Source organism: Micromonospora sp. NPDC006766, from assembly GCF_040636055.1.
Taxonomy (GTDB): domain Bacteria; phylum Actinomycetota; class Actinomycetes; order Mycobacteriales; family Micromonosporaceae; genus Micromonospora.
The window spans coordinates 45848-59517 of the sequence record NZ_JBEYIX010000020.1; the positions used below are offsets into that span (position 1 = coordinate 45848).

Consider the following 13670-nt stretch of genomic DNA (forward strand, 5'->3'; position numbering starts at 1 on the left):
TTCTGATGGAGCAGCGCACCGCGCTGGTCACCGGCGGCTCGCGCGGCATCGGCCGCGCGGTGGCGCTGCGGCTGGCCGAGGACGGGTACGACGTGGCGTTCTGCTACCGCAGCGGCGGCGAGGCGGCGGCGGAGACCGCCGACGCGGTCAAGCAGCGGGGTGTCCGCTGCTTCCACGCCCCCTGCGACGTGGCCGACCCGGACGCGGCGACGGAGTTCGTCACCGCCGCCGAGGCGGAACTCGGCCCGCTGGACGTGCTGGTCAACAGCGCCGGCATCGTCCGGGACAAGCCGCTGGTGCTGATGCCGTTCGCCGACTGGGCGGCGGTGGTGGACACCAACCTCACCGGCACCTACAACTTCTGCCGGGCGGTGGCGTTCAACTACATGAAGCGCAAACGCGGCACCGTGATCAACATGTCCTCGGTCGCCGGGGTGTACGGCAACGCCACCCAGGCCAACTACTCGGCCAGCAAGGGCGGCATCAACGCGATGAGCCGCGCCCTGGCCAAGGAACTGGGCCCGTACGGCATCCGGGTGAACGTGGTGGCGCCCGGCTTCATCGAGACGGACATGACCGCCTCCCTGCCCGACAAGGCCCGCGCGAAGGCCGTCGGCATGATCCCGCTGCGCCGGCTCGGCCAGCCGGCAGACGTGGCGGAACTGGTCTCCTTCCTGGCCTCCGACCGGGCCGCCTACATCACCGGCCAGGTGTTGCAGGTCGACGGCGGGATCGTCCTCTGAGGCCCGAGCCGACCCTGAGCCGGCCTCGAGCCGGCCCCGCTGAAATGCGGACAGCGGATCACGAAGGAGGGGTCATGAGCCGCAGTTTCGCCGCCCCACTGGACGCGGTCGACCAGGTGCAACGCAGCGCCGACGGCATCACCGCGACCAAGCGGATCGTGGCCACCGACCCGTACCTGGAGGGCCACTACCCGGGCTTCCCCATCTACCCGGGAGTCTTCACCCTGGAGTCGGTCTACCAGGCGGCCCGCCAGGCCGTCCAGGCCGGCCGGGGCCCGCACGTCCGGGTCGAGCTGGCCGCGGTGCGCTCGGTGCGGTTCAAGGCGCCGCTGCTGCCCGGCGACGTCCTCACCGTCGACTGCCGGCTGACCGACGACCCGGACGACCGGGGGAGGGTCCGGGCGGTCGCCGACTGCCGCCGGGGCGACGGCACGGCCAGCGCCAAGGTCACCCTGGAACTGCGCGTGCTGCGGGAGACGACCGGTGCTTGAGTACGCCGACCTCACCGCGATCCTGCCGCACCGGCACCCGATCCTGCAGGTGGACCGGGTCCTCGACATGGAACCCGGCCGTCGGATCGTCGCCACCAAGGCGGTCAGCGGATCCGAGCCGTGCTTCGCCGGCCTCGCCGACGGCCTGCCACAGTCCGCGTACGCCTATCCGGCGTCGCTGATCGTGGAGTCGCTCGGGCAGGCCGGGGCGGTGCTCTGGCTGCTCACCGCCCGAGCCGCCGGTGAGACCACCGACGGCACCCTGGTGTTCGGCGCGGCCCGGGACTTCGAGTTTCTCGGCGCCGCGTACCCGGGCGACGTCATGCGCCACGAGGTGATCGTGGAGTCGCTCAAACCCCACAGCGCGGTCATGCGCGGCGAGACCCGAGTCGGTGAGCGGCTGATCGCCGTCGTCGGCTCGATGCTCGCGGTCGCCCGGCCGGACACCGAACTGGCCGCCGGGCCGACCGGCTGAGCCAGCAACCACATCCACAGAGAGGGAGACAACACGATGACCCAGGTCATGAGCAACCGGATGAACGAGTTGCGCGAGGTCGTCGCCGAGGTGCTCGAGGTCGAGCCCGAGGAGATCACCGAGACCAGCCACTTCATCGACGACCACGACGCGGACTCGCTGCGGGCCATCGAGATCCTGGCCCGGCTGGAGAAGATGTACAAGATCGAAATCCCGCAGACCGAGCTGCCCAAGATGGAGAACCTGCGCGCCGTCTACGACGTCGTCAAGCAGTACGCCGGCTGGCAGGACTGACCCACATGACCGCCCCGGTCCCGCCGCGGGGAGCCGCCACCAGCCGGCCACCCCGCGGCGGGCGAGGCTCGGAGGTACGCCGTGACCTGGTATCCCGTCGTCGAGGTGGTGCGCGACGGCGAACGCCTCGCCGTGCACCGTGGCCCGGGCAGCGGCCCGGCGCTGGTGCTCGCCCACGGCCTGGAGGACACCTGGCGCACCTGGCAGCCGTTCGTCGACGCGCTGCACGGTGACCTCCCCTTCACCCCCTACGCCCTCGACCTGCCCTGGCGGGCCGGCGCGCAGTACGCCTGGGTGCACCGCACCGGCCCGGCCGACCTGCTGCGGCACGCCCTGGCCCTGCTGCCCGAGCCGCCCGCCCTGCTGGTGGGCCACTCGTTCGGGGCGAACGCGGTGCTGGAAATCCTCGCCGAGGCCGACCGGCCCCGGCTGGACGCCGCCGTGCTCCTCGCCCCCTACTTCCGTCCCCCCGACGACCCGATCGACTGGCGGCTCTTCGACCGGGAACTCGCCCGGTTCCGCGCGGTGATCGGGGAGGGCGTCCGGCTCAAGCTGGGCGACCGACGGCACACGCTCGACGAAGACCTGGTCGACAGCATGGTCGCCAAGACCCTCGACCGCGTCGGCCCGCTCGGCTTCGTCGCCCTGCTCCGCCAGTTCATCACCACCACCGACCTCGACCTCGACACCGTCACCGTGCCGACCCTGGTGGTCAGCGGCGCCACCGACGCGGCCCTCGCCGGCCCCCGCACCGACGCGTTCCGCCGCGCGATGCCGGCGGCGACCGTGCACACCAGGGCCGACGGCGGCCACTTCTGCCACCTGGAGCAGGCCGCCGCGGTGACCACCGAGATCCGGCAGTTCCTCGCGGCGCTGCCCGCACCGACCGTCGCCTGAACCCGAGGAGACCCCCGACATGCGTAAGCCCCCCCGGCTCTACTTCTCGTTCCGCAGCCCGCGCAGCTGGCTCGCCGTACGTCAGCTCACGGAACGCTGGCCGGAAGCGCCGGACGCCATCACGTTCGTGCCGCACTGGGTGCCGGACGACGGGCTGCGCGCCGCGTTGGCCGAGGCGGACTCGGACTTCCTGGACACCCCGATCAGCCGGGCCAAGCACGAGTACCTGCTGGCCGACACCAACCGACTGGTACACCGGTTCGGCTACCGGATGGTGTGGCCGGCGGACATGGACGTCGACTGGGCGGTGCCGCACCTGGCCTGGCTGCACGCCGACCAGCAGGGACGCGGCTGGGCGTTCTACCAGGCGGCGGTGCGCGCCCGCTGGGAGCGCGGCGAGAACATCAGCGACCCGGCGGTGCTGGCCGACATCGCCACCGAGGCGGGCATCGACCCGGCCGGGGCACGGGCCGCCGCAGCCCACCCGACCCTGCGCGAGGCGGCCGTGCGAGCCCTCGCCGGCGCGTACGACGACGACATCTTCGCCGTGCCCTACTTCATCGTCGGCCGGCACCGGTTCTGGGGCCTGGAGCGGCTCGACGGCTTCCTCGACGCCCTGACGACCACGGGCGTACGCCGGTGACCGCGCCGGCACCGCTGCACCCGGGCACGGCCGCCGGTGGCCGCACCGTGCTGCTCGGCACGGTCGCCTCCGACGCGCACACCTGGAACCTCGTCTACCTGCAACTGCTTCTCGAGGAGGCCGGGCACCGGGTGATCAACCTCGGCGCCTGCGTACCGGAGGAGCTGTTCGCCGCCGAGTGCCACCGGCACCACCCCGACCTGGTGGTGGTCTCCAGCGTCAACGGGCACGGCTGCACCGACGGCAAACGGCTGGCCGCCACGCTGCGCGCCGACCCGGCGCTGGCCGCTGTGCCGATCGTCATCGGCGGAAAGCTCGGCGTCGACGGCCAGCTGACCGGTACGCAGGTCAACGAGCTCTTCGCCGCCGGCTACACGGCCGTCTTCGACGACGGCGCCGACCGGAACCGCTTCCTGGAGTACCTCGGCCGCCTCGAACTCGTAGCGGCGGGACGGTCGGGGTGACCGCCGACGTGCCGCGCGGATCGCTCGGGGTGACCGCCGGCGGGGTGCCCCGCGGACCGTTCGCCACCGCCGTCGCCGCCGCGCGGGCCCGCGGCGAACTGGTCGTGCAGCCCCGGATGGGCTTCGGCGACCCGACCGCCATGCGGACCGGGCTGACCGCCGTGGCCCGGGCCCGGGCGACCACCGTGGGCACGGTCACGCTGGACAGCTACACCCGGGTCGGCGACCAGTCGGCGGCGGTACGCGCGCTTGCCGACGGAGCACCCCTGAACGGCTACCCGATCGTCGCGCACCCGGTAGAGGTGACCCGCTGGGTGCTCGCCGGCGCGCAGCAGCACGGCGTGCCGGTGCAGGTACGGCACGGCTCGGCGCGGCCCGAGGAGATCTTCGCCGCGCTGCTGCGCACCGGCGTGGACGCCACCGAGGGCGGCCCCGTCTCGTACTGCCTGCCCTACAGCCGGGTGCCGCTGCGCGACGCCGTCGACAGCTGGGCCCGCTGCTGCGCCGCGTATACCCGACTGCGCGACGTCGGCGTCGAACCGCACCTGGAGAGCTTCGGCGGCTGCCTGCTCGGCCAGCTCTGCCCGCCCAGCCTGCTGGTCGCCGTGGCCGTGCTGGAAGGCATGTTCTTCCGGCAGCACGGGCTGCGCAGCGTGTCACTCAGCTACGCCCAGCAGACCAGCACGGAGCAGGACGAGGAGGCCCTGGCGGCGCTGCGCCGCCTGACCGACGAACTGCTGCCCGACCTGGACAGCCACGTCGTGCTCTACACCTACATGGGGGTGTACCCGCGTACCCCGCAGGGCGCGCTGCGGCTGCTCGGCGCCGCCGCCCGCCTCGCCGTACGCGGGGGAGCGGCCCGCCTGATCGTGAAGACCCCGGCCGAGGCGCACCGCATCCCGACCATCGAGGAGAACGTGGCCGCGCTGGAGCACGCCGCCCGGGTGGCCGCCGCCGAGCGACCGGCCACCACCGACGCCCCCGACACCGGCATCTACGCCGAGGCGCGCACCCTGATCGAGGCGGTGCTGGAGCTCAGCGACGACATCGGGGTGGGCCTGCGCCGGGCCTTCGAACGCGGCCACCTCGACATCCCGTACTGCCTGCACCCGGACAACGCGGGCCAGGCACGCGGCTACATCACCGCCGACGGCCGGCTGGCGTGGGCCCGCGCCGGCCGGATGCCGGTGACCGTCGACCGGTCGGCCAACGGCCGGCCGGCGGAGATGACCAGCGACGGACTACTCACCGCCCTGTCCCACGTGGCCGACCGATACGACTCGATGCCGCCGGCGGTCGGGCCCGCCGAGCCCGTGCTGGAGCTGACGTCGAAAAGGTGAAACCAGCTCGAACGTCGCGAAGGTGACGACTCCGGTCCGGAACATTGGCGCTGAGGCGAGCCCGCCTCCCAGAGCGTCTCTCGTGAGGACCTTAGATGATCAACAGGCGGGACGTGCTGCGGGCAGGCACCGCGGGAGCCCTGGGGGCGGGAATGGTGGGCCTGCTAACACCTCCCGCTGCCGCCGACCCACCCGATGAAGTGGCGGAGCGGGTCAGCCGACGGGACTGGGAGCGGCTGGCACATGCGCTGTCGCCGTGTTCCACCCTCTATCGGCCGGCAGACCCCGGCTATCCGCCCCTGGCGCTCCCGTACAACCATCGGTACGCCGGGATCCATCCCGCCGGGATCGTGGCGTGCGGCAGCACCGGCGACGCCCAGGTGGTGATCCGCTGGGCCCGCGCGGTGGGGCTGCCCGTCGTGCCCCGCTCCGGGCTCGGCCACAACTACGCCGGATACTCCACCACCGACGGCCTGCTGCTCAATATGGCCCGGATGCGCCGGATCGTCGCCACCCCGCAGCCGGCCGCCCGCTCCCAGACCCGGACCTACGGTCCGATCAGGGTCACCCACGGCGCGGGCACCGTCACCGTGGGAGCCGGAGTCACCAACGCCGACCTGCACCCGATGCTGGAGGACCGGGGCATGTTCGTGCCGACCGGCCGCTGCCCCACCGTCGGGGTGGCCGGGCTGGTGCTCGGCGGCGGCATCGGCTTCAGCGACAAAATGTTCGGCCTGACCTGCGACCGGCTGGTCTCGACGACCGTGGTGCTCGCCGACGGCCGCGTCGTGGAGGCCAGTCAGGACACGCACCCCGACCTGTTCTGGGCCTGCCGGGGCGGCGCGGGGAACAACTTCGGCGTCAACACCTCCTTCACCTTCCAGTACGAGCAGTTCCAGGGCAACGTGGGCTTCTACCAGCTGAGCTGGGGCCTGGACTCCGTGGTGCCGGTGATCGCCACCGCGCAACAGATCGCCGTGCACACCCTGCACGACAAGCGGTTCCACCTCCGCGTCGGCATCGGCACCCGCGGGCTCACCACGGACCAGATCCACGCCAACGCCGGCGCCAACGCCATCGGCCAGTTCTACGGCCCCCTGGCGGAGTTGCGTGCCATCCTGGCCCCGCTGCTCGCCATCGGCACGGCCGAGGAACGCGCCCGCAACAACGCGTCTGTCCGTGAGGTCACCCCGGGCCAGGCGAGCGTGCTGCTGAGCGCCACCACGCCGGTGGAGAAGTTCGCCGCCAAGTCGGCGGTGCTGCACACCCACACGCTCCTGACCGATGCCCAGGTCGCTGCCGCCGCCGAACGGCTGCTGGACTGGCCGGGCAGCGGCAACCCGGACGGGGCCGGCTTCGCGATGTTCGCCCTCGGCGGCGAGATCAACCAGGTGCCGCCGGACGCGACGGCGTTCGTACACCGGAACGGCGTGTTCATCCTCGCCGCCGAAACCTCCTGGGCCGACTACGACCCGCCCTGCGTCGCCACGGCGAATCTGCGTTGGCTCCGCGACTTCTACGACGCGATCTTCGGTGGCACGCCGCCCCGGCACTCCTACCAGAACTTCCCCGATCCGACGCTGCCGGACTGGCGGCGGGCCTACTACGGCGCGAACTACGACCGGCTGGTCCGGGTGAAGCGCACATACGACCCGACCGACTTCTTCCGCTATCCGCAGGGGATAAACACCTGACGTTCCCGAACCGACGCGGTAATCTCCGCCGCCATGGTGCATACCCGACCGATCGAACCACCCACCGCGCCGCTCACCGACGGCACGGTTGCGCTGAGACCCCGGCGGGAGCCCGACCTCGCCGCGATCGCCGAGGCCAGCCACGACCCGGAGATCCGCCGCTGGCTGGACGACGAACCGATGGACGCGCAGGCGCGCCGCGGCTGGGTGGCGCGGGGCGAGGAGCTATGGCGCAGCGGAAAGGCCGCCCCGCTGGTGATCGCGGACGCCGTGACCGACGAGCCGGTCGGCAGCATCAACCTTCAGTTCCGCAGCGACACGGAGGCCACCGTCGCGTACGGGGTGTTCCCGCAGTGCCGGGGGCGGGGCATCGCCCCGAGGGCTGTCCGGCTGCTGGCCCACTGGGCCTTGTCTGACCTCAAGCTGGAGCGGGTGATCCTGGAGGCGGACGTGCGGAACACCGCCTCGATCCGGGTCGCCGAGAAGTGCGGCTTCCACCGGCTCGACACCCGCAGCGAGACGGCGGCGGGCGACGGGCAGCAAAGCATCGCCGTCTTCGCGCTTTACGACTCCGTTCCGGGGTGATGTCGGCATCAGGGCTCAGGCTTCCTGCCGCCGCTCGATGATGTCGGCGCGGACCCGGGCGGGCGGTGGACCGGCTGTTGAGCCACGCTTTGGAGCTGATGGCGCAGACGATTCAGCGGCCCCCAGGAGCCGGGCGGCTGAGTCGCTTGCGACGTCAGCTCCGAAGGCACCACCGCAGTGAACACGCCCGGCCGGGCCAGCCAGTTGCCGGAGGCACGACCGCCGATCCGGATGGCGGCGCGGATCAGCCCGGCTCGGACGGAGGGGCGGGCGCCACGGCCAGGGCGAGGGTGAGGTCGAGGACGGTGGCCGGGTCGTGCAGCCGGTCGCCGTACAACTCGCGCAGCTTGCCCATCCGGTAACGGACGGTCTGCGGGTGCACGAACAGGTCGGCGGCCACGTCGTCGCGGCGGCCCTGATGCAGCAGCCACGAGCGCAGCGTCTCGGCGAGCCGGTGCGCGGTGGCCGGGGGCAGCGACGCCAGCGGGCGCAGCGCCTGTGCGCGCAGGTCGGCCAGCCCCTCCGGGTCCATGCTGAGCAGCAGCTCCGCCAAGTGCTGCTCGGTGTCGACCGGCCCGGCGTCCGGCTCGCCGAGACCCAGCGCCAGGGCCCGGGTGGCCCGCTGGTAGGAGGTGGCGACCCGATGCCACGGCCGGGCCGGCCCGAGCACCGACCGGCGCCGGGGCAGCAGCCGGGTGAGCTGGCGGCGTCGGCCGCCGTGCATGTCCGGCACCAGGAGTACGGCCAACTCCTCGGCCTGGTTCATCCCGGGCAGGTCCTCGCCGCTCTCCAGCGTGTGCGGGCTGAGCAGGGCGAGCACCGCGCGCAGGTGATGGCGGGGCAGCAGAACGACCGTCAACGTCTGCGGCAGCGGCCAGTCGGCCCGCTCGGCGCTGCGACGTAGGCTGTCCTCCGGCTCCCCGGCCAGCAACTGCTGGGTGAGGCGTTCCAGGTTGCGCCGCCGGGCCCGCCCGGCGCTGGCCAGCTCGTCGGCGTGCCCGGCGACGCTGGCCGCCGACAGCTCGTCGATGTACGCGAACATCAGCTCGGCGAACTCGGCTACTGTTCCCGCGGCCAGCCCGCTGCGTACGGTGGTGGTGGAAACCTCCCGCCACGACACCCGCGCCCCCACCCGGTACGCGGCCAACAGCGCGTCCATGCTCCGCCCGGAGCGGGCCTCGCCGCTGCCCAACGCGTACGCGGCCTCCAGCGCGGGGGTCAGCGGGGTGCTCGGGTCGGCGGACTGCGACCCCTCGATGAGCTGCAGGAACGTGCCGAGAGCGATGCGGACCGCGTTCTCGATCTTGTCGCGCATCGCGCCGGTGAGCGCACCCGAGTAGGCGGGTACCTCGGCGATGATGGCGCTGACCGTCCGCTCCGCCACCACCGGAAGGTGGTCGCGGAGTCGGGAGGCGACCCGTTCGTCCAGTTCGAGATGGGCCGCACGGGGCGCTGCCCACGAATCCTCCGACATCCTTGTTCTCTCCGCACAAAAAACCGTGACCATTTCACCTTAGCCGGACAAGATGTTATGCGATCAGGTAGCCACCCTGGTCACATGACCACAACCGTCCGCCCGAAGGCCTCGTTCCGGCACCGGCTGCTGCGGCTGGCCGAAACGGTCACCACACCCGTGCTGCCGGGCGACTACCTCGACATGGTCGCCCCGCTGCGCGCCGGCGCCGCGCTGCGCGGCCGGATCGTCGCGGTACGCGCCGAGACCCGGGACGCGGCGACCGTGGTCATCCAGCCCGGCCGTGGCTGGCGCGGCCACCAGCCCGGCCAGTACGTGCGCCTCGGCGTCGACGTCGACGGCGTACGCCAGTGGCGGGCCTACTCGATCACCTCCGTGCCCGGCGCGACGGACCGCCACATCGCCATCACCGTCAAGGCGATCCCGGACGGCAAGGTCAGCAACCACCTCGTCCGCCACATCCGACCCGGCACGCTCGTCCAGCTCGACCAGGCACAGGGCGACTTCGTACTCCCCGACACCACCCCCGAGCGCGTCCTGTTCCTCACCGCCGGCAGCGGCATCACCCCGGTCATGGGAATGCTCCGCGCCGGCCTGCCCGCCCGGGCCGACGTCGTACTCGTGCACTCGGCACCCACCCGCGACGACGTCATCTTCGGCGCCGAACTGCGGGCGCTCGCCGAGCGCGGCGCGCTGCGGCTGATCGAACGGCACACCGATACCGACGGCCAGCTCGGCGTACCCGAGCTTGACGACCTGGTGCCCGACCACGCCGAGCGGCAGACCTGGGCCTGCGGGCCGGTCGGCCTGCTCGACGCGGTCGAGGCGCACTGGGCCGCCCGCGGCATCGCCGACCGGCTGCACACCGAACGGTTCCGGCCGACCGTGATCTCCGCCGGCGATGGCGGCACGGTCACCTTCACCCGCGCCGACGTGACCATCGAGGCCGACGGCGCCACCCCCATCCTCGACGCCGGCGAGAACGCCGGGGTGCTCATGCCCTCGGGCTGCCGGATGGGGATCTGCTTCGGCTGCGTCGTCCCCCTGCGCCAGGGCGCCGTGCGCGACCTGCGCAACGGCGACCTCACCACCGCCGTCCCCGGAGACGGCGTACTCATCCAGACCTGCGTGTCGGCGGCCGCCGGTACCTGCGACATCGAACTCTGACCTGGAGGCCACCGACATGACCGCGATCCAGAACAAGGCCCGCAACCCGATCGCCCACCTGAGCGCCGAGGACATCGAGATCATCGGCAAGGAGCTGGACGCGATCCGGGACCGGGTCATCGCCGAACGGGGCGAGCGGGACGCGCGGTACATTCGGAAGGTCATCAAAACCCAGCGGACGCTGGAGATCAGCAGCCGGGCGGTGCTGCTCTTCTCACTGTTCCCGCCGGCCTGGATCCTCGGCACCGCCGGCCTCGCCGTCGCCAAGATCCTGGACAACATGGAGATCGGCCACAACGTCCTGCACGGGCAGTGGGACTGGATGCGCGACCCGAAGATTCACTCCACCACCTGGGACTGGGACCACGTCTCCCCGGCCGACCAGTGGAAGCACTCGCACAACGAGCTGCACCACCGCTACACCAACGTGCTCGGCAAGGACAACGACCTCGGGTACGGCATCATGCGGGTCGACGAGGACCAGCCGTGGAGCAAGGGTCACCTCGGCCAGCCGTTCTACAACCTCCTCAACGCCTGCTTCTTCGAGTACGGCATCGCCGCGTACGACCTGGAGCTGGGGCAGAACCTGAAGAACGGCGGGCACAAGACCCCCGAGTTCCGCGCCCGCGCCCGCGCGGTCGGCCGTAAGATCCGCCGCCAGGTGCTCAAGGACTACATCGTGCACCCGCTGCTGTCCGGCCCGTCGTTCCTCACCACCCTGGCCGCCACCTTCACCGCGAATCTGATCCGCAACGTGTGGAGCCACTCGGTGATCATGTGCGGGCACTTCCCCAGCGGGGTGGAGACCTTCGAGAAGACCTCCATCGAGGGCGAGACCAAGGGCGAGTGGTACCTGCGGCAGATGCTCGGCTCGGCCAACATCAGCGGCAGCCGGCTGCTGCACATCATGGCCGGCAACCTGTCGCACCAGATCGAGCACCACCTCTTCCCCGACCTGCCCAGCAACCGCTACCGGGAGATCGCCCCCGAGGTCCGGGCGCTCTTCGACCGGTACGGGCTGAAGTACACCACCGGTTCGCTGCCCAAGCAGGTCGCCTCCGCCTGGTGGAAGGTCATCCGGCTGTCGTTCCCCAACCGCCGCCGCAAGAACGCCGACTCGGTTACGCCGGCGCTGGTCTCAGCAGGCGCCTGACCGGCGCAGCCTCAGGCGTCCTTCCGCACACAGAACTCGTTGCCGTCGGGATCGGCCAGCACGACGACCCCGTCCCCACCGACCTCGAGTCGAGTGGCTCCGAGGGCGATCAGCCGGCCGACCTCCGCCTGCTGGTCGCCGCCGGCCGGGACGAGGTCGAAACGCTGCCGGTTCCGCACCTTCTTCGGAGCCAGGGGCGGGCCTCCCCACGCGACCTTTGTGCCGCCGTGCGGTGACTGGATCGCGGTCTCCTCGTCCTGATCCCACACCAGCGGCCAGCCCAGCGCCTCGCTCCAGAACAGACCGACCTCCCGGGTGCCGTCGCACGCCACCTCCCCGAGCAGGCCGCACCCGGCGAGGTAGGCGTTGCCCGGCTCGATCACGCAGAACTCGTTGCCCTCGGGGTCGGCCAGAACGACATGCCCCTCCTCGGGGCGCTGCCCGACGTCGAGGTGGCCACCGCCGAGTTCGAGCGCCGCGGCCACGATGTGCTGCTGGTCGGCGAGGCTGGTGCTGGTCAGGTGCAGATGCAACCGGCGGCTCTGCCCCACCTGCTCCGCGCGGCCCGGGGCGAACCGGAGGCCGAGCTGGGTGTCGTCGCCGGGCAGGAAGGCAGCCCCACCCGCGTCCTCGACGACCTCCCGGCCGAGCATGCCGGCCCAGAACCGCGCCACCCGCGCCGGGTCGTGCGCATCGAAGGTCACCGCCAACAGTCGCGAGATCATCATCCGACCGTAGACACGGGCCAGCAAGACAACAAGGCGTTTAAAACCGGTGGGCGGCACCGCCATGATCGGCTACCCTCCCGGCATGCAGATCAGGCGCAACACCGCCGCAGCCGCGCGAGCTTCCCGCTCGCCGGTTGCCGCCGCCTGATCCGTACCTCATTTCTCGCCGGCGACCGGAAACGGTCCGCCGGCGTCGCCGTCTCACGCCACCGCACGCGCGGCGGACCCTTTCCGGTCGCACCCGACCCGGAAGGCCCGCCATGACACCCGACCAGATCGTCCACACCTTCCTCGACCACTACCGCCACCGCGACCACCGGGACGCGCCGGAGAGCCCGCTGATCCCACCGCCCGGCGACCCGGTGCTCTTCACCACCTCCGGCATGCACCCGCTCACCCCGTACCTCCTGGGCCGCCCCCACCCCGGCGGCCGGCGACTGGTCAACGTGCAACGCTGCCTGCGCACCACCGACCTGGACGAGGTCGGCGACCCCACCCACCTCACCGTCTTCCACATGCTCGGCTCCTGGTCGCTCGGCGACTACGACATCGCCACCAGCCTCCGCTGGGGCTTCGAACTGCTCACCGAGGGCTTCGGCATCGACCCCGGACGGCTGCACGCGACCGTCTTCGGCGGCGACGACCAGATCGGCCCGGACGAGACCTCCCGGGCCACGTGGACGGAACTGGGCGTACCGGTCGAGGCGAACCGCGCGGACAACTGGTGGTCCAACGGCCCGACCGGCCCCTGCGGACCCGACTCGGAGATCTTCGTCTGGACCGGAAACGGGCTGCCGCCAACCGGCACACCCAGCGGCGACGACCGCTGGATGGAAGTCTGGAACCACGTACAGATGCGCTACCACCGACACGACGACGGCCGCCTCACCCCGCTGCCGATGTCCAGCATCGACACCGGCATGGGGCTGGAACGCCTGGAAATGGTGCTGCGCGGCGACCGGTCCGTCTTCGAGGGCGACGGGCTGCGGCCGTGGGTGGACGCGGTCCGCGACCGATGGCCACTGCACGGCCCGGACCTGCGGATCGTCGCGGACCACCTGCGCTCCGCCGTGGTGGTGCTCGGCGACGGCGTACGCCCCGGCAACACCGGACGCGGGTACGTACTGCGCCGGCTGATCCGGCGGGCGCTCACCGTGCTGTGGCGCGACGACCCGACCCGCGGCCTGACCGACCTGCCCGTCGACGCGTACGCGGACACGCTGCGCCGATTCCGGCAGCGGGCGGAGGTGGGGCCGCTGCGCGCGGTGCTGCTGGACGAGGAGCGGCGCTTTCGCGAGCTGCTGCGCCGGGGCCGCCCGGTCGTTGACCGGCTACGCGGGCGCGGGCCGCTTACCGAGCGCGACTACCACTGGCTGCACGACACCCACGGGCTGCCCCGCGACCTGGTCGACGGCCTGCTCGCCGAGACGAGCTGACCCGAGCAAAGGACACGGGAAGGTAACTAGGGGGTACAAGGTCGGTGAAGATCGTTAGCGTCGATGCCTAACCGGACGGCGTCGTC

At 72.0% G+C, this 13670-nt stretch carries 15 protein-coding genes; 13 read left to right on the forward strand and 2 right to left on the reverse strand.

Going from position 1 to position 13670, the window contains the following annotated elements; genetic code table 11:
* The first annotated feature begins 5 nt into the window (after positions 1-5).
* The 10 genes from fabG to ABZ671_RS18220 all read left to right on the forward strand — a co-directional run bounded on the left by fabG (position 6) and on the right by ABZ671_RS18220 (position 7626).
* The gene (gene fabG, locus ABZ671_RS18175) at positions 6-743 is read left to right on the forward strand and encodes a 3-oxoacyl-[acyl-carrier-protein] reductase (RefSeq protein WP_357858885.1); all 738 of its coding nucleotides are present in this window, start codon (positions 6-8) and stop codon (positions 741-743) included.
* A 74-nt stretch (positions 744-817) separates the two neighbouring features.
* Positions 818-1234, forward strand: a complete 417-nt coding sequence (locus ABZ671_RS18180; RefSeq protein ID WP_357858888.1) for a 3-hydroxyacyl-ACP dehydratase — start codon at positions 818-820, stop codon at positions 1232-1234.
* Positions 1227-1709, forward strand: a complete 483-nt coding sequence (locus tag ABZ671_RS18185) for a 3-hydroxyacyl-ACP dehydratase FabZ family protein (RefSeq protein ID WP_357858891.1) — start codon at positions 1227-1229, stop codon at positions 1707-1709. Before ABZ671_RS18180 ends, ABZ671_RS18185 begins: the two co-directional genes overlap by 8 nt.
* Positions 1710-1745: 36 nt before the next feature.
* On the forward strand, positions 1746-2003 hold the full coding sequence (locus ABZ671_RS18190) for an acyl carrier protein (RefSeq protein ID WP_357858894.1): 258 nt from the start codon (positions 1746-1748) through the stop codon (positions 2001-2003).
* Positions 2004-2084: 81 nt separating this feature from the next.
* Complete coding sequence (locus ABZ671_RS18195) at positions 2085-2900, forward strand: alpha/beta hydrolase (RefSeq protein WP_357858897.1); 816 nt, start codon at positions 2085-2087, stop codon at positions 2898-2900.
* Between the two features lie 19 nt (positions 2901-2919).
* Positions 2920-3543, forward strand: a complete 624-nt coding sequence (locus ABZ671_RS18200) for a DsbA family protein (protein WP_357858900.1) — start codon at positions 2920-2922, stop codon at positions 3541-3543.
* Positions 3540-4007, forward strand: coding sequence for a cobalamin-dependent protein (locus ABZ671_RS18205; RefSeq protein WP_357858903.1), 468 nt, complete (start codon positions 3540-3542; stop codon positions 4005-4007). The genes ABZ671_RS18200 and ABZ671_RS18205 overlap by 4 nt, the downstream gene beginning before the upstream one ends.
* A 44-nt stretch (positions 4008-4051) precedes the next feature.
* The gene (locus tag ABZ671_RS18210) at positions 4052-5347 is read left to right on the forward strand and encodes a methylaspartate mutase (RefSeq protein WP_357859017.1); all 1296 of its coding nucleotides are present in this window, start codon (positions 4052-4054) and stop codon (positions 5345-5347) included.
* A 95-nt stretch (positions 5348-5442) separates the two neighbouring features.
* Positions 5443-7041 (forward strand): FAD-binding oxidoreductase, encoded by a 1599-nt coding sequence (locus ABZ671_RS18215; RefSeq protein ID WP_357858906.1) that lies wholly within the window; start codon positions 5443-5445, stop codon positions 7039-7041.
* Between the two features lie 33 nt (positions 7042-7074).
* Complete coding sequence (locus ABZ671_RS18220) at positions 7075-7626, forward strand: GNAT family N-acetyltransferase (RefSeq protein WP_357858909.1); 552 nt, start codon at positions 7075-7077, stop codon at positions 7624-7626.
* Between the two features lie 244 nt (positions 7627-7870).
* Here the strand turns inward: ABZ671_RS18220 and ABZ671_RS18225 are convergent, their stop codons facing one another.
* Entirely contained in the window at positions 7871-9100 is a 1230-nt protein-coding gene (locus tag ABZ671_RS18225; protein WP_357858912.1) for a helix-turn-helix domain-containing protein, read from the reverse strand.
* 84 nt (positions 9101-9184) lie between these two features.
* Between ABZ671_RS18225 and ABZ671_RS18230 the strand changes: the two genes are divergently transcribed.
* Both ABZ671_RS18230 and ABZ671_RS18235 read left to right on the forward strand, forming a co-directional pair.
* The gene (locus tag ABZ671_RS18230; protein ID WP_357858916.1) at positions 9185-10267 is read left to right on the forward strand and encodes a ferredoxin reductase; all 1083 of its coding nucleotides are present in this window, start codon (positions 9185-9187) and stop codon (positions 10265-10267) included.
* Positions 10268-10283: 16 nt separating this feature from the next.
* Entirely contained in the window at positions 10284-11420 is a 1137-nt protein-coding gene (locus ABZ671_RS18235) for an acyl-CoA desaturase (protein ID WP_357858919.1), read from the forward strand.
* A gap of 11 nt (positions 11421-11431) precedes the next feature.
* Here ABZ671_RS18235 and ABZ671_RS18240 read toward each other — a convergent pair whose 3' ends face one another.
* Complete coding sequence (locus ABZ671_RS18240; RefSeq protein ID WP_357858922.1) at positions 11432-12145, reverse strand: VOC family protein; 714 nt, start codon at positions 12143-12145, stop codon at positions 11432-11434.
* Positions 12146-12408: 263 nt separating this feature from the next.
* Between ABZ671_RS18240 and ABZ671_RS18245 the strand changes: the two genes are divergently transcribed.
* A complete protein-coding gene (locus tag ABZ671_RS18245; protein WP_357858925.1) occupies positions 12409-13584 on the forward strand; it encodes an alanine--tRNA ligase-related protein in 1176 nt (391 codons plus the stop codon).
* The last annotated feature ends 86 nt before the right edge of the window (positions 13585-13670 follow it).

Bases quoted from the DNA above. Each gene is read 5' to 3' on its own strand.
- ABZ671_RS18225 (WP_357858912.1), bottom strand. From the start codon at position 9,100: ATGTCGGAGGATTCGTGGGCAGCGCCCCGTGCGGCCCATCTCGAACTG.
- ABZ671_RS18190 (WP_357858894.1), top strand. From the start codon at position 1,746: ATGACCCAGGTCATGAGCAACCGGATGAACGAGTTGCGCGAGGTCGTC.
- ABZ671_RS18215 (WP_357858906.1), top strand. From the start codon at position 5,443: ATGATCAACAGGCGGGACGTGCTGCGGGCAGGCACCGCGGGAGCCCTG.
- ABZ671_RS18240 (WP_357858922.1), bottom strand. From the start codon at position 12,145: ATGATCTCGCGACTGTTGGCGGTGACCTTCGATGCGCACGACCCGGCG.
- fabG (WP_357858885.1), top strand. From the start codon at position 6: ATGGAGCAGCGCACCGCGCTGGTCACCGGCGGCTCGCGCGGCATCGGC.
- ABZ671_RS18200 (WP_357858900.1), top strand. From the start codon at position 2,920: ATGCGTAAGCCCCCCCGGCTCTACTTCTCGTTCCGCAGCCCGCGCAGC.
- ABZ671_RS18245 (WP_357858925.1), top strand. From the start codon at position 12,409: ATGACACCCGACCAGATCGTCCACACCTTCCTCGACCACTACCGCCAC.
- ABZ671_RS18230 (WP_357858916.1), top strand. From the start codon at position 9,185: ATGACCACAACCGTCCGCCCGAAGGCCTCGTTCCGGCACCGGCTGCTG.
- ABZ671_RS18180 (WP_357858888.1), top strand. From the start codon at position 818: ATGAGCCGCAGTTTCGCCGCCCCACTGGACGCGGTCGACCAGGTGCAA.
- ABZ671_RS18220 (WP_357858909.1), top strand. From the start codon at position 7,075: ATGGTGCATACCCGACCGATCGAACCACCCACCGCGCCGCTCACCGAC.
- ABZ671_RS18235 (WP_357858919.1), top strand. From the start codon at position 10,284: ATGACCGCGATCCAGAACAAGGCCCGCAACCCGATCGCCCACCTGAGC.